The following is a 26,374-nucleotide window of genomic DNA, read 5'->3' on the forward strand; positions in this document are numbered from 1 at the left end:
TTGGGTCTGCCATGGCTAGAGGTGCGTTCGGTCGGAGCGACGCCGAGATCGACCTCCTCGTCCGTGGCATGCGGTCGGGGATCGCGGTGGTGGGCTTCGGGTACATCGGCACGGTGATCGGCGCCGTGCTCGCCGAGCGCGGCTGGCCCGTCACGGGCATCGACGTGCGCGAGAGCGTCGTCGACGAGATCAACCTCGGCAAGGCCACCGTGCCGGAACCGGGGCTGAGCGAGCTCGTCGCCAACAACGTCCGGGTCGGCAGACTGCGCGCCACAACCGATTTCGGCGCGCTGGCCGACAACGACTTCATCATCGTCACCGTCGGCACGCCGCTGGGCGCGGACTTCGAACCGATCGTCGACGACATCAAATCGGCCGCGCGCGCCGTGGGCGAGCACCTACAGGCCGGCCACCTCGTCATCCTCAAGAGCACGGTCCCACCCGACACCACCGAAAAGCTGGTGCGGCCGATTCTCGAGGAGGCCTCGGGGCTGCGCGCCGGGGTCGACTTCGGGTTGGCGTTTTGCCCCGAGCGGCTCGCCGAGGGCCAGGCGATCCACGAGCTGACGTCGATTCCCGTCGTGGTCGGCGCCGTCGAGGAACGCAGCGCCCGCGCCTGCTCCACCCTGTGGCGACATGCCCTCGGGGTCGATTCGGTGGTGGTCGACGACCCGCGGACCGCCGAGATGGTCAAGCTCGCGGACAACCTGTGGGTCGACCTCAACGTCGCCCTGGCGAACGAGCTGGCCAAAGTGTGCGACCGCCTGGACATGGACGCCCTCCAGGTGATCGAGGCGGCCAACACGATGCCCAAGGGCGGCCGCGACGTGAACATCCTGCGGCCGAGTATGGGCGTCGGGGGGTATTGCCTGACGAAGGATCCGTGGTTCGTCAACCATCTGGGTCAGTCGGTCGGGCTGCAGTTGGACATCCCGCGGACATCGAGGACCGTCAACGACACGATGCCCGCGTACACGTACGGGCTGCTGGAGCACCTCCTCGCCGAGCGGGGCAAGTCGATCGAGGACAGCAAGATCGCGGTGCTCGGCATCGCGTTCAAGAACAACACCGGCGACTGCCGTTTAACGCCGACCAAATACGTCGTCGGGTTGCTCGAGGAGTCCGGCTGTCAGCTGACGGTCCACGACCCATGGGTGCCCGACGAGGAGGCGCTGACGGTGACGAAGCTACCCATGACCCCGGACATCGAGTCCGCGGTCAAGGACGCCGACGCCCTGGTGGTGCTGGCGGGGCACCGCCAATTCCACCAGATACCTCTGGCCCGCCTCGCCGACCTGACGGCGGCGCAGTGTGTGTTCCTCGACGGCCGGAACAGCTTCGACCCGGCGGCGGTGCGGGCCGCGGGCTTCGTCTACAAGGGAATCGGCCGGTAGGTGACCTGCGCCCTGGAAACGGAAGAATAAGAATGTCCAATGTCGTCGTGACGGGCGGCTACGGCTTCATCGGGTCGCACCTGGTCTCCGCTTTGCTGGAGCGGGGCGACACGGTCACGGTCTTCGACTTCGCCAAGAACACACGCGACACCAGCATGGATTTCGACGGCCGGGCCGGATTCAGGTTCGTCCAGGGCGACGTCACCGATCCCGACGCCTTGGCGGAAGCCCTGACGCCGGGGGTCGACACCGTCTTCCACCTCGCCGCGGTCGTCGGGGTCAAGAACTATCTCGACGACCCGCTGCGAGTGCTCGACGTCAACGTGATCGGCACCCGCAACGTCCTCGAGCTGAGCCGGACGCACGGCATTCGTGTGGTGTTCGCCAGCACCTCCGAGGTTTTCGGGAAGAACCCCAACCCGCCGTTCGCCGAGGACGACGATCGCGTCCTCGGTTCCACCCGCACCGCCCGGTGGAGCTACAGCACCAGCAAGGCCATGGCCGAGCACCTGGTCTTCGCGATGCACACGGCGTATGCGCTGCCCGTGACGGTGGTCCGCTACTTCAACGTGTACGGTCCCCGGCAGAGCCCGATATTCGTTATCTCACAAAGCATTCACCGGATCCTCAATGGCGGCCGGCCGCTGCTCTACGACTCGGGCGACCAAACCCGCTGTTTCACCTACGTCGACGATGCGATCGCCGGCACCTTGCTCGCGGCCGACAGCGGCGCCGCGATCGGCGAGGCCTACAACATCGGGAGCATGACCGAGACGACTATGCGAGACGCCATCGAGCTGGCCATTAAGGTGGCGAATGTCGACTCGGTGTCCGACGCCGAACTCGTCGACACCGCTGCGCGTTATGGCGGCCGCTACGAGGACATCCCGCGCCGCATACCCGACTCCACCAAGGCGCAGCGCGAGCTGGGCTGGCGCCTGGAGGTCGACGTGGAGGAAGGCCTCCGCCGCACCATCGATTGGGCGCGCGCCAACCCGTGGTACCTCGAAGACCTACCGGGAGGGAACCGGCAATAGGGCGAGTCCGGGCCGGAAGATCAATTGCGGACCAAGAAGCCGTTGGGTGCCTGTGTCCAGCCGAATTTGGCCTCGCGCTCCACGTCGTGCGAGTAGTCGTCCGGGAATTCGCGCTCGTACGCCTCGATGGCCTCGTACGGGCCCGGGCCCCACCCGGGAAGGACGGGGTGCCCGTTCATGTTGGAGTCTTCCACGATGAGGTAGTCGCCGGCGCACAGCAACGGCCTCAGCAGTTTCATCTCGGCCAGCACGTGATTCATGGAGTGGTCGCTGTCGAGAATGGCGAAAACCTTGCCGGGGTAATCGGTCCGGAGGCGCCGAATGTGCTCGGCAATCGCGGGAACCGTGGATCGTGATTCCACGAACTCGATATCGCGATCGCGGCGCGCCGTCGGTTCGAGTGGTCCGTGGTAGACGTCAACGGAGAGCACCCTGAATGGATTGCCGATCTGCCGCATCGTGTTGGCGAAAAAGAGCGCCGAGCCGCCGTAGTGTGTTCCGAATTCGATCACCAGAGACGGCTGCAGTTCATACAGGATCTCCTGGTAGTTCCACATGTCGCTGACCGACTTCTGGGTGTGGACGCCCATCCAGGTGATCTTGTTGAACACCTGAGTGTTGTAGTACCACTTGTGATATTCATTGGGCTCCGAGCCCGTCGGCTGGTAAAAGTAGCGGGCCAACGAAGGGGAGGCGGTTTTCTTCACGAACTCCCAGGGCGTCGGCATGGACTCGAATAAGGCTGCGCTGATTCGCAGGAACGCCTTCCTGTCCACATAACTCGCGTCCCGCGCCGCCTCCCGGCTTCGCAGTGCCGGCTGCGCGCTCCCCGGCCTTTGCTCGGAATCTGCTTTACGGCGCCATCGCATCGCCGCATGTTAGCAATAGAGGTTGCCCTCTGTCGCGATCGGGACTGCCGAAAATTGCGGAGATCTCCTGGGGCTGCGCCATTTATGCGACCGCAGTCAATAGTCCCCCGGACCGCCGGATCCTCAGGCGCCGCCGAAGCAGTACATGCGGTAACTCACCTCGTCGTTTTGCAGCCGGCCGTGAAGATACGACCAGAACCTGAAGCCGAAGGATGGCAGCAGCCGGCGCTTGCTCCGGTACTGATCCAGATACATGCGCTCCACGCCTCGGGCGACCTCCTCGTTGATGACCCGCTCGGTCACGAGCGGCAGGGGGGCTCCCGCCAGACCCTTCTCCCACTCGGCGACGTCCCGGCGCTGGTAGACGTCCGCGTATAGGAAGTGCCCTCCGGGGCGCAGGACGCGGGCGACCTCGTTGAGGAAGCGGGGAAATCGCGCATAACAATGCGAGGCTTCGATATTGATCACCGCATCGAACGAATGATCGGGGAACGGCAGATCCTCGGCGCTACCGTTCACGAATTCCAGGCCAGGCAGTCTGTGTTTGCTTCGGCAGAACTCCACGCCGACGTGATTCAAGTCCAGGCCCGTATACGAGGCCGGGCCCTGGGTGCGCATCAGGTACGACGCACCGCCACCGTGGCCGCAGCTGACCTCCAGGACTTGCTTGCCCGTGAGATCAACCTGGGTCGCCGTGCGGTGGTAAAGCTGAATGGCGTATCGGTTGGGCTCGTCGGATTCCGCTAACGGCAAGGACATCGGCGGGTCTTCTTCGTAGCCCCAGTTCAAGAAAACCGTCTCGGGATCTGTGAGGTAGCGGCTATTCAGGCGATACCAGTAGCGATTGATAATCGGGTGTGCTTGGCTCACGGGTGGAGTATGCCGCAATCCGCGCGGGGACGCGCATAAAGGCCTCGAAAAATGCGAACGAGGCCCTCGGCTCCCGCGGGAGGCGGTGAATCCGTTGCGGCCCTGCCGCCTCGGTTGGCCGCCCCTTCACCGACGCCCGTAGTTTGGCGGTCCGCCGCGTCGCGCCAATTCCGACTGGTTCGGCGGCGGCCGACGAATAGATCGGTACTTTTCCGCACGATCGGCGTCGCCGATCGTCTGGATTCGCGTCGCCGGCGCGGTTATGCTTCCCGCGCGACTGAGTGGAAGTTCGGGACTGCCGCTCCTTGCCGCGAAACGCACGGGAAGTGAAAGGCGAGAACCTCGGCGATGAAATTCGTGTTGGCGAACTGGGGAACGCGTGGCGAAGTCGAGCCATATGTCACTGTCGGCCGGGAGCTGGTTCGCCGCGGGCACGAGGTTTGCATGGCCGTCGCGCCAGAAATGGTCGATTTCGTCGAGTCGGCCGGTCCTACCGCGGTTCCTTACGGGCCGGCCTTGAAGGCCATCCTGGACCCCCATCGCGACTTCTGGACGTATTTCTTCGGCAACCCGTGGAAGCTCCGCGAGCTGGGCAGGATGTGGGCCGAAGTCTCGGGGCCGCTGACCGAAGCCCGGGAAGAGGTCAGCCGGACCCTGACGTCGATGGCCGAGGGGGCCGACCTGCTCCTGACCGGAATGAACTACGAGGACACCGCCGCGAATGTCTCGGAGTATTGCGACATTCCGTTGGCCACCCTGCACATCTTCCCGTGGCGGGCCAACGGGCGGCTCCTGCCATTCGTGCCGCCGTGGCTGGGTCGCGCCGCCATGTCGACGTTCGAGTGGCTGTCATGGCGGGGGCCGAAGAAGGTCGAGGACGCGCAGCGCCGCGCGCTCGGCTTGCCGGAGGCCACCAGCCCCTGGACGCGCCGGATCGCCGACCGCGGGGCGCTGGAAATCCAGGCCTACGACGCGGTGTGTTACCCGGGGCTGGCGGCCGAATGGGCCGCATGGAACGGTCAACGGCCGCCGAGGAGGCCCTTTGTCGGCGCGCTGACCATGGAGTTGCCGACCGACACCGATGACGAGGTCGCGTCCTGGATCGCCTCGGGCAGTCCGCCGATTTGCTTCGGGTTCGGCAGTGTAGGGGTGGAGTCCGCCGCGGACACCCTCGCCATGATCGGCGCGGTGTGCGCGGAATTGGGCGAACGCGCGCTGGTCTGCGCCGCGGGAACCGAGTTCACCGACATGTCCCGCTTCGAGCACGTCAAGGTGGTGGGTGTGATGAATTACGCGGCGGCCCTTCCCGCCTGCCGCGCCTTCGTCCACCACGGCGGCGCCGGTACCACGAACGCCGGCCTGCGCGCTGGACTGCCCACCCTGATCCTCTGGACGCTGCCCGATCAAGGGGCCTGGGCGGCCCGCGTCAAGCGGTTGAAAGTGGGTGCCGGGCGCCGGTTTTCGGCCACCGACGAGAAATCGCTGCTTGCCGACCTTCGCGCCGTGCTGGCCCCGCCATACCAGACCAGGGCCCGCGAGCTGGCCACCCGGATGTCCAAACCCGCCGACAGCGTCGCCGCCGCCGCCAACCTGATCGAAGAATTCGCGCGCCCCACGCGCCCCTGATCGAGGCTCGCCTTCAGGAAGCCGTCGCGGCGTGACCGCTTGGCGTATAACGGAATTCGGGTTGCTCTTCGATCCAGTCGAGCAGCGCGCGCAGGCCGTCCTCGAGCGCCCACTTCGGGCGCCACTGGAGCTGGTCCCCGGCCCGCTCGATGTCGCAACTGGCGGCACGCACGTCACCGTCGCGGAACTTAGGCACCACCGTCGGCTCGGGGGCATCGCAGATGGCCGAGACCTGCAGAGCCAGCTCGTGGATGGTCGTCGCGCGGCCCGAGCCGATGTCGAGGCAGCGTGGTTGCGTGGCGGGCTTCTCGATCGCGGCGAACAGCGCCTCGACGACGTCGTCGATGAAGACGAAGTCGCGCACGATCCGGCCGTCCTCGTAGACCTCCAGCCGGCGGCGCTGGCGCGCCAAACGCGCGAAGAGCGCCACAATTCCGGTGTAGGAATTGGTCAGCGACTGGCCCGGCCCGTAGACGTTCTGCAGCCGCAGCACGCTGAGATTGGTGTCGTGCGCGGCCGCCCACGCGGCCAGCATGTGCTCCTGCGCGAGCTTAGTGGCGGCGTAGATGTTGGTGGGCCGGGGCTCAGTCCGCTGCGAGCAGCTTGGCAGCGGGACCGCCGGTTCACCCTGGGGTCCCTGCGGATCCCAGCGGCCCGCCAGCAATTGGGCGTGGCTGCGCGGCCGCGGATAAAAGGTGTCGCTTCCGCATTGCCACGCGCCCTCCCCGTAAACCGCGCGCGAGGACGCCACGACGAACTGGTCGGGCACGAGCGCCGAACGGCTCAGGGCGTCGAGGAGCTGCGTGGTGCCCACCACGTTGACCGCTCCGTGGCGCGTCGCCTGGGACAGCGACTGCCCCGTCCCGGTCTCGGCCGCCAGATGGACGATCCGCGCGGGCCGGAACAGTCGGAGGACGGCGTCCCAGTCCGGGGCATGGGTGACGTCGCCGGTGAACAATCGCACGGAGGGCGGCAGATTTATCGGAGCGCGTTCCCCGTGCACCTGCGGGTGGAGAACATCCATCACGGCGACGTCGTAGCCGGCGGCCGCGAGACGGCGGGCCAGTGCCGATCCGATGAATCCCGCCCCACCAGTGACAAGCACGGATGTCGACAAATTCCGACGCCTCCGGTTTCGGCGGTGAAACGCTTTCAACGATTTCTGGGACCGGCAAACAAACCGTCGAACGCGCGGTCCGGGTCATCATATCCGGCGCCAGCCGGTATGACGCCGGTTTTGTTCGCCCGTTATCCGCATCGCCGGTGCCGCCGTTTGCCGCCCGGTGGCGGGCCGGCAATTCGCGGGCGGCCGGAAGAATGCGCAATCACGAATGGACGAGCGCCCGAACGGCGAGCGTCTCCATTACCGGCGTCAGTAGCCGGGCATATTCATCGGTCACGTGGTTTTCGTCGCGATAAACCAGGGCATTGCCCACGATGGCCGGACATCGTTGCGCGGTGCAGAACAGTCCGCTGAGATCGGCGTACTGACCGCCGCCCGCTTCGACCGCGGCCGACTCCGCCGAGATTCCGCGTTGGTTCACCGCCGCCGACGGGGGAGCCGAGCACGCGGTCGCGTCGTCGAGGTGGCCGGACAGGCAGTCCGGCACCGATGCGTGCGGATCCGGGATGGGGCCGAGGACCAGCACCTGGGCGCCGGAGCCCCGCCCCTGGTGGACCAGTCGGTTCAGGCCGCCGATCCACGCCGAGTCATACGATGTAAACCCCGACCGCCAACCGTAGGCGGCACCGTATCGGCGCATCACGCTGACGATGACCAGCCGCGGGTGCTCCGCTCCCAACCGGGCGAGGATCTGGCCGCTCCACCGGGTGCACTCCGTGTATTGGCGGCCCAGGGCCGGGTTGAAGACCGGCAGATCCAGCGGAGGGCAGGCCGCCTTCGACAGCGTTTCTAGGCGCCAATGCTGCCTCGTGGCGATCTCCTGGAACGCCGGGCTCCACATCGCGGCGTTCGAGTCGCCGATCAGGGCCACCGTCGTCTTCGACGCCGTGTCGCCGGTCGCGCATTCGGGCTGCCCATCCTGGTAGAACCCGCGAAAGCAGTTGTCCGAATCGCCGAGAGCCGAGATCGGTTCCGCGTCGGCGAGCGACGGGTCGAGGTTGGCCGGGACGGCCTTGAGGTTCGCCGACGCCGCGACCGCCGCCTGGACCTGCGCGAACGCGCGGCGCACCGCCGCGTCGTAGGCGGCGATCGCGGAGCCGGCGGGCGGCGTCGCCGCCGTGACCGTCACCGGCGCGGCGGCCGGCCCGCGGCCCACCGGGACGGGCAGCGCCACCAGCAGCGCCACCCCCATGCAGACGGCCGCGGCGGTGGCGGCGCCGCCGAGGGCGAGGCTGGCGAGGGCGGACCGGCGCATCGACGGCGCGAACCGTAACGGCGTCTCGACGAAACGGTAGGTGAGTACCGCCAGCCCGCCGGACGTCAGGATCGCTGCTAACGCCAGCCAACGGGCGTGGCCGACCACGGGCGCGACCGACCACAGTGCCACCGCCAGCAGAGGCCAGTGCCAGAGATACCACGAATACGACACCCGGCCGACCGCGCGCATCGGCGGCAGGCCGAGGAACCGGCCGCAGCCCTGAGCCGGCGCGGCGCAGCCGGCGCCGATCACCAACGCCGCGCCGAGCGCCGGCCACAGCGCCGCGGTGCCCGGATAGGGCGTGGTCGGGCCGAGCCTGTTGCAGGCCAACAGGATCGCCGCCAGCCCCACCCATCCAGCGACCGCGGCCGGCACCGCCGGCAGCCGGCGCCAGCGGTCGGCCGTGAGTGCCACCAACCCGCCGACGGCCAACTGCCAGGCTCGGGTGGGCAGGGAGAAGAACGCCACCGGCGGCACCGTCTCGGTGAGCACCAGCGACAATGCGAACGACGCGACCGCGACCGGCGTGAGGACGAACAGGTAGGCGCGCGCCGACGTGGCCGCGGGCGCGTGGCCCCTGGAAGTCCGGCGCGCCACGCGGACGAGCCAGGCCGTGGCGATGATCATCGCCGGCCAGACCAGGTAGAACTGCTCCTCGACGCCCAGCGACCAGTAGTGCTGGAAGGGCGACGGGGGCGCGGAAGCGGCCAGGTAGTCGATCCCTTGCCAAGCGAATCGGTAATTGCTCACATACAGCGCGCTGGCGATGCCGTCCCAGACGACCTTCCGGGCGCGCAACACGGGTAACAGGACGGCCGTGGCGATCATGATCGCCACGCCGACCGCGACCGATGCCGGCAACAGCCGTCGGGCCCGCGCCCCGTAGAAGCTGCGCAGCCGCACCGTGCCGGTGGCGGTCACCTCGCGGCACAGCATTCCGGTGATGAGGAATCCCGAGATGACGAAGAAGACGTCCACGCCGACGAATCCGCCGCCCACGCCGGGCACGTCGGCGTGAAACAGGACGACGGCCAGCACCGCGACGGCGCGCAGGCCCTCGATGTCCGGGCGAAACCCCGGCCGCGTCGCGCGCCGAGCCTGCGCACGCTCGGTGGACCTAGCCAGTTCGTCCTGGGCCACGATCACCTACCTGGGAGAGGGGCCTCCGGGTCAGAGGCGCGGAATCAAGAGCGGGCGAGCGCGCGGTCCGACAGCGCCCCGATCGCCGGGGCCAGCAGCCTCGAGTATTCGAGCGTCAGGTGCTCCCAGTCGAAATACACGAGGGTGTTGCCCACGATGACGGGGCAGCGGTCGGGAGTGCAGAACAGCGGGGTGAGGTCGGCGTACTGGCCGCCGGCGGCCTGCGTGGCGACCGTTTCGGCCGCGATGCCGGCCTGGTTCACCGCGGTCGACCGTGCCGGCGAGCATGCCGCCACGTCGTCGAGATGGCCCGACAGGCAGACGGGCACGGACGTCTCGGGGGCCGGAACGGGCCCGAGCACCAGCACCTGCGCGCCGGTCTCACGCAGTTGCCGCACCAGGCGGCCGAGGCTGTCGATCCACGCCGCGTCGTACGAGGTGAAACCCGACAACCAGCCGTTACCGCTGCCGGCCCCGTACCCCCGCCACGTGCTCAGCACGATCAGCCGGGGGTGCTCGGCGCGCAACCGCGCGAGGATCTGTCCCCGCCACTGCCCGCAGTGTTCGAGGTGCTCGACCAGGCCGCTGAAGGGGCCGCTGGCGGTGGGCAGATCCATCGGTGGGCAGGCGCCCTTGCTCAGCAACTCCAGCCGCCAGCGCCGCTGCGTGGCGATCTGCTGGAACGCCGGGCTCCACATCGCGGCGTGCGAGTCACCGATCAGGGCCACGGTTATCGGGGAGCCGGTGTCGCCCGAGGCGCACTCGGGCTGGCCGGCCTCAAACGGCGTGCGCAGGCAGCCGTCGAACGAGTAGGCCCGCTGTTCGGCTGCCGCGTCGGCGAGCGGTGGCTCGAGGTTTGCGGGTACGGCCCGGACGTCGGCCGAGGCCGCGACCGCGGCCTGCACCTGCGCGAACGCGAGTCGGATCGCCGCGTCATAGCCGTCGGCGCCCGCCGCGGGAGGGGAGGCCGGCACCGTCAGTGCGGCCGCCGGCGCGCCGCGCCCTACCGGGACCGGCACCACCGCCAGCAGCGCCACGCCCACCGCGACGGCTACCGCGGTGGCGGCGCCGCCGACCGCCAGGCTGGCGAGCGCGGAGCGCCGGATGGGCGCGGCAAAGCGGAGCGGGTTTTCGACTAAACGCAGGGTCAACAGCGCCAGCCCGCCGGAAACCAGCGCCGCCGTCAACCGGCCGGCGAGCCCGAGCGGGTGCCCCAGCAACGGCGGTGCAAGCACCAGCACCGGCCAGTGCCACAGGTACCACGAGTAGGACACCCGGCCGATCGCGCGCATCGGGGCCAGCGCCAGGAGGGTGCCACATCCGCGGGGCGGGGCGGCGCAGCCGGCGCCGATCACCAGCACCGCGCCCACCACGGGCAGCAGCGCCGCGATCCCCGGGTATGACGTGTTTGCGCTCAGCGCGGTGCACGCCACCAGGACGAGGGCCAGACCCGCCCAACCGGCGACCGCCGCCGGCATCGCCGCCATCCGGCGCCACCGGCCGGCGGTGAGCGCCACCAGACCGCCGACGGCCAACTGCCAGGCGCGGGTGGGCAGGGAAAAGAACGCCAGCGCCGGCATCACGTAGGTGATCACCAACGACAGCGCGAACGATGCGGCCGCGACCACCGCCAGGACTGCGAGGTACGGGCTCGTCGGGGTGGTGGCGGGCCGGGCGCGCCGGCGCAGCCGCCGGATCAGCCAGGCCGTGCCGATGATCAAGGGCGGCCACACTACATAGAACTGCTCCTCCACACCCAGTGACCAGTAGTGCTGGAAGGGGGAGGGCGGCAGGTGGCCACCGAAATAGTGCACGCCTTCCGAAATGAACCAGTAGTTGCTGACGTAGAGCGCGCTGGCGATGCCGTCGACCAGCACTCGCCCGGCCTGCAGCGGGGGCAGCAAGAAGACCGACGCGATCGCGGCGACGACGCCCACCACGGCGGACGCGGGCAGCAACCGGCGCGCCCGCGCCCCGTAGAAGCGGCGCAACCGCACCGTCGACGTAGCGCTGACCTCCCGCCAGAGCAGCCCGGTGATGAGGAAGCCCGAGATGACGAAAAAGACGTCGACGCCGACGAATCCGCCGCCGACGCCCGGGACGTCGGCGTGAAACAGCACGACGGCCAGCACGGCGACGGCCCGTAAGCCCTCGATATCCGAGCGGAATTCTTTGTTCGGAGTACGCGGCCGGGGTGCCTCTGTGGCGGGGCTGACGCTGTCGGCCTGGCGCAAGGTCACCTACTCGATAAGCGGGACGCATTCGTGAACCGGGGAATTATCACACACCTGTCCAACAGCGTGGGTAAGTTAGCGGAACGGCGCCAACATATGGCTCCGGAGCCCGCCGGTGGCGCGGCGCAAATTGCGGCGAGAAAACTGGAGGTGAACCGTTGGGCGTAGTGATCAGTCCGACGCTGAACAATCCGGCAGTGGACCGGACAACCCTTCACCGCATCTGGAAAGCGATGCTCGTGGGTATGGCGCTCGCCGTGGCCACGGCGAGCTATTTCGCCCCGCTACTGCTCGCCGTTCTGGCGCTGCTCGTGCTGTTACTCCTGTGCGTACGGGTCATCCATCGGGAACGCGATCGCTACATCCCGAACTTGTACGCACGCGACGTCCGGGTTTATGACGACGTGTATCGCGCTTTCATCGGCCGCACGCTCGCCGACATTCGGCGGTGCAGAATTCCGGGGCACACACTGTTGTGGGAAGCCGGACACCTGCCAACGCCCGACGGCCAACACCCCGACGAACTGCTCCTCGATCTCGGCGTGTGGCTCGGCTGGTCGACCCGGCTCATATCCGATGCCTGCGGCCGCGCGGTATTCGGCTTCGACACCTTCGAGGGGCTCGTCGAAGATTGGCAAATCGACGACCAGACATTGGTCAAACGCGGAACGTTCTCACTCGCCGAACCCATCGCGCAACGCTTCATCCGGGACACGGGCGTCAGCCTCCAGGACGGGGTGCCTGCGGCGCTGGGCCGGAAGGTGGAATTCGTCAGGGGCAGTACCTACGAGACGCTGGCCCCGTTCCTGGCCGAGCGGCCGTCCGCGCCGATCCGGCTCTTCCACATGGACCTCGATACCTACGAGAGCTGCCTGCATGCGCTGGAGACCTGCAAGGACCGCTTCGTCGAAGGATCCGTTCTCGTCTTCGACGAATACCTCGTCACCAATGGCGAAATGCGTGCCTTCTTCGAGTTCCAAAGCCGGTACGGCCTGCAATGGCGATACCGTGCGTGGGGCCTCGAGATCATGGAAATGAACGTCGAGATGGTGGTCGCCGCATGGAAGCGCGTGGCGTACTGCCTGCTCTGGATTACCGGATATTGGTTGGTGGGCGACGGGAGCTTCGTCTGGAAATTCTTCCGCAAGCGGTTCTGGCGATTCTGGCTCGGTGCACCGGCTGGCGACATCCTTTTCCTGCTGGGCGCCGCCGGTCAGCGGAAATCGGTCAGCCTGGAGATCACCGGATTGGGTCGGCTCGCCCCCGGCCATCGGGGGGACGGCTGAATCGATGCGACGCGACATCAAGCCGATTTCGGCTCAAATGACGGCGCCGGGCGTGGGTTTGGACCCCTTGTCAGCAACCCCCTTTGCGTGCAGGATCGTCGCGTGAACATCAACGACAGGCTCACTACGTTGGTGGACGCATTGCCCGGACTGAACCGGATCAAAGCCGTGCAGCGGGCCCTCGACGGGCGAGCGAACCCCGTCTATTTGGAGATCGGCGTTTCCAAGGGACTCGCTTTTCGCCGGATCAGTGCGGACGAGAAAATTGCCGTCGACCCCGAATTCAGGCTCTCGGCGCACTCTCGCGCCCTCGCCGACGCCAAAGCGCGCGTGACCCATTACTTCGAGACCACCAGCGACGACTTCTTCGCCACCCAAGCGGAATTCCTTGCCCAGCGGCCCATCGACGTCGCCCTGATCGACGGGATGCACACCTACGAGCAGGTCGTCCGCGACGTCGAGAACACCGTGCGCTACCTCCGGGACGATGGCGTCATCTTCCTGCACGACTGCAACCCCGCGATCGAGCTGATCGGGCGCCGGGCGGAGTCGTGGGCCGATTTCGTGGCCCAGCAGAAGGGTCCCCTCGTCATCGGTCTGTGGAGCGGCGACGTCTGGAAGTCGATCGTCTATCTGCGCAGCATGCGGCCGGACCTGCGGGTCGCGGTGTTGAAGTGCGACATGGGCGTCGGCGTGGTTCGCAAAGGGCTCCCCGATTCGCAATTGGCGTATTCGCCGGCCGAGGTCGAGGCGCTCGATTACCAGGATCTCGCCGCCGATCGCAAGCGCTTGCTGAACCTGAGGCCGCCCCGCTACCTGGGCGAACTCCTTTCAGCGGGCGCTGGATGTCCCCCGGCCTAGAGCGCCGGCGTCCGCGATGAGGTTCGTGCTGGCGAGCTGGGGAAGCCGCGGCGACATCGAACCCAACCTCGCGGTCGGCCGCGAGCTGGCGCGCCGCGGGCATGACGTGTGCATGGCCGTCCCACCCGACCTGGTCGGCTTCACGGAGTCGGCTGGCGTCGCGGCCGTCGGCTTCGGGCCGGAGGCGCGCTCCATCCTGGACGCGCACCGCGAATTCTGGACCTGCTTCTTCGGCCGGCCCTGGGCGGTTCGGGATCTCATCAGGTCGCGGATCGAGATCGCGGGTCCGCTGCTGCGGGCGTGGCAGGAGATGAGCGCGACGCTGACGGCGCTGGCCGACGGCGCCGACCTGCTGTTCACCGGCATCAATTTCGAGGACGCCGCGGCGAACGTCGCCGACTATCACGACATTCCGCTGGCCACGCTGCACTACGTACCGATCCGCCCCAACGGCCGGTCCCTGGCCTTCCTGCCGGCGCCGCTGAGCCGCGCGGCGGTGGGGGCATTCTGGTGGGCTTCGTGGCGGGGCATGAAGAAGGCCGAGGACGCCCAGCGTCGTGAACTCGGTCTGCCGAAGGCGGCGGGTTCCGCGCCGCGCCGCATCACTGCCCGCGGATCGCTGGAGATCCAGGCCTACGACGAGGCGTGCTTCCCGGGGCTGGCGGCCGAATGGTCGAGGTGGGAAGCCCAGCGTCCCTTCGTCGGCACCCTGACGCTCGACCTGCAGACGGAGGCCGACGAGGACGTCGCGTCATGGATCTCGTCGGGCACGGCGCCGATCTTCTTCGGGTTCGGCAGCATTCCGGTCGAATCCCCGGCCGACACGATTGCCATGATCGCCGCGGCCTGCACCCGGTTGGGCGAGCGTGCGCTGGTGGGCGCCGCGGGTTCCGATTTCAGCGCCGTCCCCCTGCCCGAACACGTCAAAGTCGCGGGCACGATGAATTACGCGACCGTCTTCCCCGCCTGCCGCGCCGTCGTGCACCACGGCGGTTCGAGCACCACGCCGATCGCCATGCGCGCGGGAGTGCCGCAGCTGATCCTGTTCTGGGACCTCGTTCATGCGGTCTACGGAGGTGCGGTCAAGCGGCTCGGGGTCGGGACCGCCCGGCGTTTTTCGACCGCCAACGAGAATTCACTGGTTGCGGATTTGCGATCCATCCTCGCCCCGCAATACGTCGCGCGCGCACGCGAGATGGCCACCCGGTTAACCGAACCCGCGAAAAGCGCCGCCGCCGCCGCGGATCTCCTGGAAGATTTCGCGCGCTCCCGACGGATTGACTGACCGGCGCCGCGTTCGCTGGAGAACGTCCCGAACAGACGACCACGGGAACTTGCGCGCCCCTTCCGGTAGGTCGACTCGATGGCAAAAGGGGGCGAAGGCAAACCTTTGCCGCAGCGGCACACTCAAAACTCCCGATGGCGGCATACCGATTGTTGGTTCGCGTGACATGCGTCGCACCCGGAAGTATGGTTTACAACTTGTTGTACCCATGTTGAGTAGATGATGGAGACGCGGTTGAACAGCAATCCGTTCCTCACTGGCAGCGGCAACTTTTTCGTGTTGGTTAGCCACGCGCAGCGACCCAAGATGGGTGATCGCAAATGACCGATCTGCAGAAAGCATCGCCGGCAAGCGGGCCCCATCCGCAGCCAGGAACTGCTGAGAAATTCGCGATCGTCGGATACGCGGCGCGCTTTCCGGGAGCGGCCAATGCGGACGAGTTCTGGGACGCCCTGCGGCATGGGCGGGACGCCGTGTCGGAGGTGCCCCGAGACCGGTGGGACGTCGACGAGTTCTTCGACCCGGATCCCGACGCGCCCGGAAAGATCGTCACCCGGCGGGCGGGCTTCATCGACGACGTGACCGGTTTCGACGCGCCGTTCTTCGGGCTGTCGAAGCGCGAAACGATGTTGATCGACCCGCAGCATCGGTTGCTGTTGGAGACGGCATGGCAGGCGGTGGAGCATTCGGGGACGGCGCCGTCGGCTCTGGCCAACACGAAGGCCGGTGTGTTCGTGGGTCTGGGGACCCACGACTATCTGGGACTGATCTCCGAGCAGCTGGACTACGAGGAGATCGAGGCCTACGTAGCGATCGGCACGTCGGCCGCCGCCGGGGCCGGACGCATCAGTTACGGCCTCGGGCTGCAGGGCCCGGCGGTCACCGTCGATACGGCCTGCAGCTCGTCGCTCGTGGCCGTCCACCAGGCCTGTCAGGCCCTGCGCTTCGGGGAGTGTGACCTCGCGCTGGCCGGCGGGGTGAACGTCCTGCTCAGCGCCAAGACCGCAATGACCTTCTCCCACGCGCACATGCTGGCCCCGGACGGTCGTTGCAAGACCTTCGACGCGGCCGCGGACGGTTACGTGCGCGGTGAGGGCTGCGGTGTCATCGTCATCAAGCGCCTCGAGGACGCCGTCCGCGACGGGGATCGGATCCGCGCCGTGATCCGGGGCAGCGCGATCAACCAGGACGGCGCGTCGGGTGGCCTGACCGTACCCAACGGCGTCGCCCAGCAGCGCGTGATCGCCGAGGCGCTGCGGTGCGCGGGCGTCGCACCCGGCGACGTCGGCTACCTCGAGGCGCACGGCACCGGGACCTCGCTGGGTGACCCGATCGAGGTCCAGGCCGCCGGGGCGGCGCTCGGCCGCGGGCGCGACGCCGACCGGCCCCTGCTGATCGGGTCGGTGAAGACGAACATCGGCCACCTGGAGGCGGCCGCGGGAATCGCGGGCCTGATCAAGGTCGTGCTGTCGCTCGAGCACGAGGTGCTGCCCAAACACCTGCACTTCCAGAACCCGTCGCCGCACATCCCCTGGGACCGGCTGCCGGTGCGGGTGGTGGACGAGGCCGTCCCCTGGGCGCGGGACGGGCGGCCCCGAATCGCCGGAATCAGCTCGTTCGGGTTCTCGGGCACCAACGCCCACGTCATCCTCGAGGAGGCGCCCGAGCCCGCGCCCGTTGCTCAGGCGCCGGAAACGCCAACCGACGACAGGCGCTTCAGCGTGTTGCCGCTGTCGGCGCGCAGCCCCGCGGCCCTGGCGCAGTTGGCCGAGGAATACGGCGACTGGCTGGCCGCCCACCCGAACGCCTCGCTGGCCGATGTGTGCCTGACCGCCGGCGTCGCGCGCTCTCACTTCGAGCACCGGGCCGCCCTGGTGGTGAACTCGACCGATGCGGCGCGCGACTTGCTCGACGCGCTGGCCGACGACCGGCCGGCGCCGGGCCTGGTGCGGGGCGAATGCGCGGATCGGCCGAGGACGGCTTGGTTGTTCCCCGGCCAGGGCAGCCAGTTCGCCGGCATGGCCCGGGAGTTGTTCGAGACCGAGCCGGTGTTCGCCGAGACGATGACGCGGTGCGCGGCGGCCGTGGACGGTGTGCTCGAAAAGCCGCTGCTGGACGTGATTTTCGATCCGGACGGCGACGACACGTTGCGTCAGACCGCCTACGCGCAGCCCGCCCTGTTCGCGGTGGAGATGGGCCTGGCGCGGCTCTGGCAGTCGTGGGGCTTCGAACCTGACGTGGTGATCGGGCACAGCGTCGGCCAATACACGGCGGCCTGTGTCGCGGGTGTGTTCGGTCTCGAGGATGGGGCCTTGCTGCTGGCCGAGCGTGGGCGCCTGTTCGGCAGCCTGCCGGCGGGCGGGCGGATGGTCGCCGTGTTCGCCGCCGCCGACCGGGTAGAGCGCCTCACCGACGAGTTCCCGAGCCTGTCGGTTGCCGCGTACAACGGTGCCACCACCGTGCTTTCCGGTCCCGAGGACGATCTGGACCAGGCGGTCACCGGCCTGGAGGCCGACGGCGTGCGCTGCGACTGGCTCGAGACCAGCCACGCCTTCCACTCGGCGCTGCTGGACCCCGTCCTCGACGAGTTCGAGTCCTTCGCGAACCGATTCGAGTTCGGTTCCCCGCAAAGGACATTGGTGTGCAACCGCACCGGCGCCGCCCTTGGTCGAAGCGCCAAACTCGACGGGGCCTACTGGCGCCGCCACGCGCGGCAGCCGGTCGAGTTCGCCAAGAGCGTCCGCACGTTGGCCGACCTGCACTGCACGATGCTGCTGGAGGTGGGTCCGCAACCGGTGCTCACCGCCGCGGCCATGCGCGCCTGGCCCGACCCGGCGACCGCACCGCGGGCGATCACGTCATTGCGCCGAAACATCGCCGACCACCGACAGATCGCCGAAGCCCTGGCCAACACGTACATCGTCGGCCACGTGCCGGACTTCGGCGCCCTGCAGCACGGATCGGCGCGCAAGCTCGACCTCCCGACCTACCCGTTCCAGCGTCGCCCGTACTGGTTCCGCGAGCAGCGGGCCTCGGCCACCGCCGGCCCGAGCCAGGCCTCGGCCACCAACACAGAGGCCGTCCGGCTTCTGGAGGACGGCCGGATCGAGGATCTCGCCGCGTTGCTCGACGGCGCCCGCGACAATCCGGTGGCTCTCGATGTGTTGAAACAGCTTGCGGCGCAACATAACCAACAGCGCAAGGCGCAGTCAATCGCGGACTCGCGATACGAGATCCGCTGGGAGAAGGCGGCCGCCGAGCGTCCGAACGCGAAGCCGGGTGAGGGGAAGGCCTGGCTGATCGTCGGCGACGACGCGGACGTGATCGGGCCGTTGGTCGACGCGCTGGCGACGCATGGGCACCGGCACCGGACCGTTAAGCTGCCGGTGTCCGACGCGGACGAGGATGCGTTGACGGCCGCATTGCGCGCCGCCGCGTCGGACGAACCGACGTTGCGCATCCTGCACATCGCGGGCCTCGACCCCGACACCGCACCCTCGACGCGATCGCTGCTGCGGATGCAGCACCGCGTCATGGGTGGGACCCGGCGCCTGTTCCGCGCCGCGGCCGCTGCCGAACTCCGCGCGCCCATCTGGCTGATAACCCGTGGCGCACAACACGTCACCCGCGCGGACAGCGTGTCCCCGGTGCAGTCCTGCCTGTGGGGGTTCGGTCGCGCCGCCGCGCTGGAGTACCCCCGGTTGTGGGGTGGGTTGGCGGACATGTCGGCGGCCGAGGTCCTTGGGAAGGCCGTGTGGTTGCGGCTGATCGAGCAGCTGGTCGCGGCGCCGCGAAGCGCGACCGGCCCGGAGGACCAGGTCGCCCTGCGCGAGCAGGCGGTCTACGTGCCCCGGCTGACGCGGCGTTCGGGACAGCCGTCCGGCATCCCGCTGGCGCTGCGTGACGACGCGACGTACCTGGTGACCGGCGGGCTGGGAGCGCTCGGAATGGAGATCGCCGGCTACTTGGCCGCCCACGGTGCCCGGCACCTGGTGCTGACCAGCCGACGGGCACCGGCCGACGACACGCGGCAGCGCATCGATGCGATACGCGAACAGCACGGCTGCGACGTCCGGGTCGTCGCGGCCGACGTCGCCAACCCGCATGACGTCGCCCGGCTGGTCGCCACCGTGCAGGCGGAACTGCCCGCGCTCGCGGGCATCGTGCACGCCGCCGGTGAAATCGGCACCACGCCGCTGCAAACACAGGACGACGCGGAGATCGACCGCGTGTTCGGCGGAAAGGTCTGGGGCGCCTGGAATCTGGCCGAAGCGACCGCGGACATGACGCTGGACTTCTTCGTCAGCACCTCCTCGATCGCCGGGGTGTGGGGCAGCTTCGGGCAGACCGCCTACAGCGCGGCCAACGCCTTCCTCGACGGGTTGGTCTGGCGGCAGCGCGAGCAGGGTGTGCCCGGGGTCAGCGTGAACTTTGGCCCCTGGTCCGCCGCGGGTATGGCCGACGCGGACGCCCGCGCGCAACTGGAACAACGCGGGGTGCGGGCCTTGCCGCCGGCCGACGCGCTGGCGGGGATGGCCGAGCTCCTGGTGGCTTCGTCGGGAGCGAAGGCCGGCCACGGGCCCGTGCAGGGCGTCGTGGCCCGCATCGACTGGGCCAACTTCCTGCCGCTCTACCAGATGGCGGGCAAGCGGCCATTCCTCGAGCAGCTGGAGCGTGAGGTGCCCACCCAGGCGACCGGGGCGGGGGCGGCATCGACCAACTCGGGAACGACCCAGCTGGTCGAGCAGCTCAAAGTCGCACCGGCGCAACAGCGGAAGAAGCTTGTCGTCGACTATCTGCGCGACGCCGTCGCGGAGATAACCCGGACCGACCCGGCGGACGTCCGGGAGGAGGCCGGCCTCTTCGACCTCGGCATGGACTCGCTGATGGCCGTCGAGCTACGGCGCCGGCTCGAACGCGCCGTGGGCGGCGAACTGCCCGCGACCCTGGCCATGGACTACCCGCGGATCACCGACGTGGCGAGATATCTCGTCGACGACGTCCTGGGCCTCAGCGCCCAGCCGACCGTCGACGCGGCGCCGCCGCCCGTCCCCGCGGCGGCCACCGTCACGACGGCCCGGGCCGACGAGCCCATCGCGATCGTCGCCGTGGCCTGTCGTTTTCCGGGTGCGCCCGACCCCGACGCCTTCTGGGAGCTGCTGTCCGGTGGTGTCGACGCGATCCGGGAGATCCCCGACGACCGGTTCGACGTCGACGAGTACTACGACCCGGACCCCGAGACACCGGGCAAGATCTACACCCGCTACGGCGGATTCCTGGACACGATCGACGGATTCGACCCCGAGTTCTTCGGCATCTCGCCGCGCGAGGCCGTGTGGATGGACCCGCAGCAGCGGCTGATGCTCGAGATCGTCTGGGAGGGCCTGGAGCGTGCCGGCTATTCGCCGGCGTCGTTGCGCGGCAGCAAGAGCGGCGTCTTCGTGGGGGTGGCCGCCAACGAGTATTCGCAGTTGCTGGCCGCCAACTCGGTCGACACCATCGAGGCCCACTTCATTACCGGCAACGCGCTCAACGTGATCGCGGGCCGGGTCGCGTTCGCGCTCGGGCTCGAGGGGCCGGCGATGGCGGTCGACACCGCGTGCAGTGCGTCGCTGGTGGCCGTCCATCAGGCCTGTCAGGCACTGCATTCCGGCGACTGCGATCTGGCGCTGGCCGGCGGGGTGAACGTGCTGCTGAGCCCGGCGTCCATCATCGCCACGTCGCGCGCCAGAATGCTGTCGCCGGACGGCAGGTGCAAGACCTTCGATGCCGCGGCCAATGGCTACGCGCGCAGCGAGGGCTGCGGGGTCCTGGTGCTCAAGAGGCTCAGCGATGCCGAGCGCGACGGTGATCGCGTGTGCGCTGTGATCCGGGGCAGCGCGGTCAATCAGGACGGCGCTTCCAGCGGTCTGACCGTGCCCAATGGTGGAGCGCAGCAACGACTTATTGCCGCCACGCTGGCCCGTGCGGGTGTCGGCGGCGGCGACGTCGACTATCTCGAGGCGCACGGCACGGGCACCTCGCTGGGCGACCCGATCGAGGTCCAGGCCGCCGCGGCCGTCTACGGCGCGGGTCGCGACCCGGACCGGCCGCTGCTGGTCGGCTCGGTGAAGACCAACATCGGGCACCTCGAGTCGGCGGCGGGCATCGCCGGCCTGATCAAGGTCGTGCTGTCCATGCAGCACGAGATGTTGCCGCAGAACCTGCACTTCGAAAAACCCTCACCGCACATCCCGTGGGCCTCGCTTCCGGTGCATGTCGTCGACCAGCCGATCCCGTGGCAAACCAACGGCAGACCGCGACGCGCCGGGGTGAGTTCCTTCGGGTTCTCCGGCACCAACGCCCACGTGCTGCTCGAGGAGGCGCCGGCGCGCTCGGCGGCCGCGAAAGAAGCCCCGGCCGAGGATGTTTCACCCGAGCCCGGCGCGACGCCGGGGGCCCTCGGCGTGCTGCCGCTGTCCGGGCGGTCCGCGGAGGCGCTGACGGCGCTGACGCGGCAATACGGCGCGTGGCTGGAAGCGCACCGGGACGTCGACATAGCCGACGCGTGCTTCACCGCCGGGGTGGGGCGGTCCCACTTCGAACACCGCGCCGCGCTCGTCGTCGATTCGGTGACGGGCGCCCGCGAGCTGCTGGCCGGGTTGGCCGAGAACCGGTTGGAGCCAGGTGCGGTGCGCGGCGTGTGTGGCGACCCACCGAAGACCGCGTGGTTGTTCACCGGGCAGGGCAGCCAGTACCCGGGAATGGCGCGCGAGCTGTTCGAGGCCGAGCCGGTGTTCGCCGACACCGTGCGGCGCTGCGCGGCGGCCGTCGACGAGCTGCTGCCGCGTCCGTTGCTGGAGGTCATGTTCGACGTCGACGGGGACACCGGAAAGGGACTGGGGCACACGTCGTTCGCGCAACCGGCGCTATTCGCGGTCGAGATGGGCCTGGCCCGGCTGTGGCAGTCGTGGGGGATCGAGCCCGACGTGGTGCTGGGGCACAGCGTGGGCCAGTATGCCGCGGCGTGCGTGGCCGGGGTGTTCAGCCTCGAGGACGGGGCGCGGTTGATGGCCGAACGCGGCCGGCTGTTCGGCAACCTGCCGGATGGCGGGCGGATGGTGGCCGTGTTCGCGGACGCTTCGCAGGCCGAGCGTATGGCCGACGAGTTCCCGCGGGTGTCGGTCGCGGCGTACAACGGACCCAACACCGTCTTGTCGGGTCCGGCCGAGGATCTCGAGCAGATCGTCGCCAGGTTCGGCGGCGGCGGGATCCGCTGCACCTGGCTGGACACCAGCCACGCCTTCCATTCCGAGCTGCTGGAGCCCGCGCTCGACGAATTCGAATCGTACGCAAAGGGCTTCGAATTCGCCGTCCCGACGCTGCCGCTGGTGTGCAACCGGACCGGGGCCGTCCTCACCGCCGAAACTCCGCTAGACGCCCAGTACTGGCGGCGGCATTCCCGCCAGCCGGTGCAGTTCGGCGAGAGCGTGCGCACCGTGGCTGCGCTGGGCTGCTCGGTGCTGATGGAGATCGGTCCGCAACCGATTCTCACCGGCGCAGCGGTGCAGGAGTGGCCGGATTCCTCCGCCGCCCCGCGCGCGATCGCATCCCTGCGCAAGGGTGCTGACGCGCGGCGTCAGATGGCGGAAGCGTTGGCGTCCGCCTATGTCGCCGGGCATCGGCCGAACTTCGCCGCATTGCACCACCGGGCACGCCGCAAGCTCGAACTGCCCACCTACCCCTTCCAGCGCCGCCGCTGCTGGCCCAAGACGTCCGACGCCCGCGTGGACGGCACCACCGCGGCCGGAATCCTCGGCGGCGTCAAGGATCTCGCCTCGGGTGACGCCGTCTACACCAGCCGGTGGTCCATCAAATCGCAGCCGTGGCTGGCCGACCACGTCATCTACGGGACGGTTGTCGTTCCGGGGGCGACGTACGCCGCGATGGCCCTTGCCGCGGTGGGGGCGCCGGGCCAGGTTCGCGACGTCTTCTTCTACGAGCCGATCATTCTGGGCGAGAAGACGTCCCGGGAGGTGCAGCTGACGCTGCATCCCGAGGACGACGGTTCGACGTTCAAGGTGCACAGCCGCCCTTACGGCGTTCGCGACGCCGAGTGGTCGTTGAACGCCGACGGCCGGATCGTGACCGAGGTCGGCGACGAACCACTGCTGGAGCCGACGGAGTCGATCGAGGCCACCTGCGAGCGGTTGGGGCGCACGCGTCCGCAGCAACTCTTCAACACCTTCGCCGACATGGAGCTGCACTGGGGCCCCACCTGGGCCACGTCTCTGAAATCGCTGTGGGCCGGGGACGGCGAGGCGGTCGGCGACGTCGCCATCGGGGAGGAACTCACCGAACAGCTGGGGAGCGAGCCCATCCATCCGGTACTGCTGGATCTGTGCACCGGGGTCGCCTTCCCCGCTTTCCCCGCGATCCTCACCGCGGCGGAGGAGGGGCTGCCCGACCTGTTCTTGCCGCTGCGATACGGGAAAGTGGTGCTGCGTGAGCGGATGCCGCGGCGGTTCTACTGCCGCGCGCGGTGGCATTCCGGCGGATCTGACAGCGAGACACAGGTCTTTGACCTGGAATTCGTGGATCGCGACGGCCACCAGCTGGGCGGGATAAGCGACTTCACGGTGAAACGCGCGCCCCGCGAGGCCTTGTTGCGCGGGCTCGGCAGCGACGCCACCCGCAACCTGTACGCACTCGGCTGGCAGGAGGTTCCGGCGCCGGCCGGCGAGGCCAAGCAGGGCGACGGCACCTGGCTGGTTGCCGGCTGCGACGCGTTGGCGGCCGACGTCGCGGGCGCCACCCCGGTGGACCGCGCCGCGGACCCGGAAACCTGGAAGCGGCTATTCGCACAGGCTCAGGAGCGCGGCGCCCCGGTCTCGGGAATCGTGTGGAACAACGGCGGACGCCCGGCCGACGCGGAATCCACCGCCGAGTTCGCCGCGCGGCTGGAGACCGAGATCGACCAGCTGCTCGCGGTCGTCAAGACGCTGCTGGAGCAGCAGGAGATGAAACTCACCGGAGGACTGTGGATCGTCACCGAACGGGCGGTGGCGACCGAGCCCGGCGAACCGGTCGACCCGGCGCAGGCCGCGCTGTGGGGATTCGGACGCACCGTGATCAGCGAGCAGCCGTCGTTGCGCTGCCGGCTCGTGGACCACGATGGATCCGACGACGCCGTGCGCTGGCTGGCCGCGCTGCTCGGCGAACCCGGCGACGAACCCGAAGTCGCGGTGCGCCAAGGGAGATACGTGGTGCCCCGCTTGCTGCCCTGGGCGCGCAGCGGCCACCTTGCGGTGCCGCGGGCATCCGACTATCTGTTGGAACCCACCGAGCGTGGCGCGATCGACAATCTGCGCCTCGTCGAGACGCAGGTGGGTCCGCCCGAGGCGGGCCAGGTGCAGATCCGGGTCGAGGCCGCGGGTCTCAACTTCCGCGACGTGCTCAACGTGCTCGGCCTGTATCCGGGTGATCCCGGGCGGATCGGCGGTGGCGACCTTTCCGGAATCGTCACCGCGGTGGGCGCTGGCGTCAGCGGATTCGAGCTCGGCCAGCGGGTTTTCGGCTTCATGCCGGGATCGTTCGCCACCCGGGTCAACGTGCCGGCCCAGTTCCTGGCGCCGGTCCCGCGGGGCGTGAGCGCTGTCGGCGCCGCGACCACCCCCGCCGGAGCGCTGACGGCCCGGCTCGCGTTCGACTGGGCGAAGGTCGGACCCGGTGACCGCGTCCTCGTGCACGCCGCCAGCGGTGGCGTCGGCCTGGCCGCGATCCAGATCGCCCAGCAGCGCGGCGCGACGGTGTTTGCCACCGCCAGCGCCCACAAGCGCGCGACGCTGCGGAAGATGGGCGTCGAGCACGTCTACGACTCGCGCAGCACGGATTTCGCGGATGAGATCCTCGCCGACACCGGCGGCACCGGGGTGGACGTGGTCCTCAACAGCCTCACCAACGAAGGCTTCATCGCCGCGACCGTGCGGGCGACCGCACAGGGCGGCCGGTTCGCCGAGATCGCCAAGCGCGACATCTGGACACGCGAGCAGATGGCGGCGGTCCGCCCCGACATCGAGTACGAGATCATCGCGCTCGACGCGTGCATCCAGTACGAACCCGAGCGGGCGGGGAACCTGCTGGCCGAGGTTGCGGCCAGCATGGCCGCCGGCGAGTTGAGGCCGATCGCCGCCGAGGTGTACCCGCTGACGGAGGCGAAGGCCGCGTTCCGCCGCATGCAGCAGGCGCGGCACGTCGGGAAGATCGTGCTGCAGATGCCGAGACCGCTCCAGCCGCGCGGGGATCGTTCCTATCTGATCACCGGTGGTGTCGGCGCGCTCGGCCTGCACACGGCGGCGCATCTCGCACAACTCGGGGCCGGCGACATCGTGCTGACCAGCCGCCGCGCGCCCGATGCCGACGCCCAACGGACGATCGATGACATCGCGGACCGCTACCGCTGCCGCATCCACACCATTGCGGCCGACATCGGTGACGAGGTGCAGGCCGAAGCGGTAGTGGAGCGGATTCGGGCAGAGTTGCCGCCGCTCGCGGGGGTGGCACACCTGGCGGGCGTGCTCGACGACGCGTTGCTGCCGCAGCAAAGCCTGGAACGGTTTCGGACGGCGTTGGCCCCCAAGGCCTTCGGCGCCTGCCACCTGGACCGGTTGACCAGGGACGACGATCTCGAGTTCTTCATCGTCTATTCGTCGGCCGCCAGCGTGCTCGGTTCACCGGGCCAGGCCAATTACGCGGCCGCCAATGCGCTGCTCGACGGGCTGGTGGCGGAGCGCAGGGCGCAGGGTCTGCCGGCGACCGGGATCAACTGGGGCCCGTGGGCCAAGGGCGGCATGGCCACCTCGCACGCGGCGCGCGCCAACCTTAGCGCGCAGGGCCTGATTCCGCTCGAACCCACGATCGCCCTCAACGCGCTCGACGAGGTCATGACCCACGGGATCGGTCAGGCGACCGTCATCAAGGCCAATTGGCAGCGCGCCGCGAAGGGGCTCGGCGGCACCCGCCCGTGGATTTTGGACCACGTGTTGCCGAGCGCGGTGGCGGCCACCCGGGGCGACAGTGAGTTGCTCCGGCAACTGCATGACGTGCCCGAGGGCCAGCGCGGCAGCTTCCTCACCGAGTATCTGCGGCACGAAGTGCAGAACTTCCTGCGACTCGCGCAACCCCCGGCCGCAACCAGCCGGTTCCTGGAGCTGGGCACCGATTCGCTGATGGCCGTCGAGTTCAGTAACCGGCTGCTCCCGCAGTTTGGCGGCGCGTTCACCATCAGCGCCACCGCGGTCTTCGATTACCCGACGATCGGGTCGCTCGCCGAATACCTGGCCGAGCAGGTGCCGGAGTCGCAGTCGGGGGCGGCCGAAGCCGTCGGCGCGTCCGATTCCCCGTGACCACCGG

12 protein-coding genes are annotated in these 26,374 nt (G+C 68.9%); 7 read left to right on the plus strand and 5 right to left on the minus strand.

Annotated features, from left to right (window positions below; genetic code table 11):
- Window positions 1-11: 11 nt before the first annotated feature.
- Together SKC42_RS09175 and SKC42_RS09180 are read left to right on the plus strand one after the other, a co-directional pair.
- Entirely contained in the window at window positions 12-1,394 is a 1,383-nt protein-coding gene (locus SKC42_RS09175) for a nucleotide sugar dehydrogenase (protein ID WP_330963991.1), read from the plus strand.
- A gap of 32 nt (window positions 1,395-1,426) precedes the next feature.
- The gene (locus SKC42_RS09180) at window positions 1,427-2,431 is read left to right on the plus strand and encodes an NAD-dependent epimerase/dehydratase family protein (RefSeq protein ID WP_330963992.1); all 1,005 of its coding nucleotides are present in this window, start codon (window positions 1,427-1,429) and stop codon (window positions 2,429-2,431) included.
- A gap of 20 nt (window positions 2,432-2,451) precedes the next feature.
- On the opposite strand, the gene SKC42_RS09185 is transcribed toward SKC42_RS09180, so the two are convergent.
- Both SKC42_RS09185 and SKC42_RS09190 read right to left on the minus strand, forming a co-directional pair.
- The gene (locus SKC42_RS09185) at window positions 2,452-3,159 is read right to left on the minus strand and encodes a rhamnosyl O-methyltransferase (RefSeq protein ID WP_330963993.1); all 708 of its coding nucleotides are present in this window, start codon (window positions 3,157-3,159) and stop codon (window positions 2,452-2,454) included.
- Between the two features lie 264 nt (window positions 3,160-3,423).
- Complete coding sequence (locus SKC42_RS09190; protein ID WP_330963994.1) at window positions 3,424-4,188, minus strand: phthiotriol/phenolphthiotriol dimycocerosates methyltransferase; 765 nt, start codon at window positions 4,186-4,188, stop codon at window positions 3,424-3,426.
- 330 nt (window positions 4,189-4,518) lie between these two features.
- Here SKC42_RS09190 and SKC42_RS09195 point away from each other — a divergent pair, with 330 nt between their 5' ends.
- Window positions 4,519-5,796, plus strand: a complete 1,278-nt coding sequence (locus SKC42_RS09195) for a glycosyltransferase (RefSeq protein WP_330963995.1) — start codon at window positions 4,519-4,521, stop codon at window positions 5,794-5,796.
- 13 nt (window positions 5,797-5,809) lie between these two features.
- Here the strand turns inward: SKC42_RS09195 and SKC42_RS09200 are convergent, their stop codons facing one another.
- The 3 genes from SKC42_RS09200 to SKC42_RS09210 all read right to left on the minus strand — a co-directional run bounded on the left by SKC42_RS09200 (window position 5,810) and on the right by SKC42_RS09210 (window position 11,557).
- Complete coding sequence (locus SKC42_RS09200; RefSeq protein ID WP_330964081.1) at window positions 5,810-6,901, minus strand: NAD-dependent epimerase/dehydratase family protein; 1,092 nt, start codon at window positions 6,899-6,901, stop codon at window positions 5,810-5,812.
- Between the two features lie 220 nt (window positions 6,902-7,121).
- A complete protein-coding gene (locus tag SKC42_RS09205; RefSeq protein WP_330964082.1) occupies window positions 7,122-9,302 on the minus strand; it encodes an acyltransferase family protein in 2,181 nt (726 codons plus the stop codon).
- A 59-nt stretch (window positions 9,303-9,361) separates the two neighbouring features.
- Window positions 9,362-11,557 carry an acyltransferase family protein gene (locus SKC42_RS09210; protein WP_442932061.1) on the minus strand — a complete coding sequence of 732 codons (2,196 nt, stop codon included), beginning with the start codon at window positions 11,555-11,557 and terminating at the stop codon, window positions 9,362-9,364.
- A gap of 227 nt (window positions 11,558-11,784) precedes the next feature.
- Between SKC42_RS09210 and SKC42_RS09215 the strand changes: the two genes are divergently transcribed.
- The 4 genes from SKC42_RS09215 (at window position 11,785) to SKC42_RS09230 (ending at window position 26,367) form a co-directional block, all read left to right on the plus strand.
- On the plus strand, window positions 11,785-12,837 hold the full coding sequence (locus SKC42_RS09215; RefSeq protein ID WP_330964084.1) for a class I SAM-dependent methyltransferase: 1,053 nt from the start codon (window positions 11,785-11,787) through the stop codon (window positions 12,835-12,837).
- A 102-nt stretch (window positions 12,838-12,939) separates the two neighbouring features.
- Window positions 12,940-13,698: a class I SAM-dependent methyltransferase gene (locus SKC42_RS09220; protein ID WP_330963996.1), complete on the plus strand. Its 759-nt coding sequence runs from the start codon at window positions 12,940-12,942 to the stop codon at window positions 13,696-13,698.
- A 16-nt stretch (window positions 13,699-13,714) separates the two neighbouring features.
- Window positions 13,715-14,983 (plus strand): glycosyltransferase, encoded by a 1,269-nt coding sequence (locus tag SKC42_RS09225; protein WP_330963997.1) that lies wholly within the window; start codon window positions 13,715-13,717, stop codon window positions 14,981-14,983.
- 320 nt (window positions 14,984-15,303) lie between these two features.
- Window positions 15,304-26,367 (plus strand): type I polyketide synthase, encoded by an 11,064-nt coding sequence (locus SKC42_RS09230; RefSeq protein ID WP_330963998.1) that lies wholly within the window; start codon window positions 15,304-15,306, stop codon window positions 26,365-26,367.
- The last annotated feature ends 7 nt before the right edge of the window (window positions 26,368-26,374 follow it).

The sequence above is a fragment of the Mycobacterium sp. 050134 genome (assembly GCF_036409085.1).
Lineage (GTDB): Bacteria > Actinomycetota > Actinomycetes > Mycobacteriales > Mycobacteriaceae > Mycobacterium.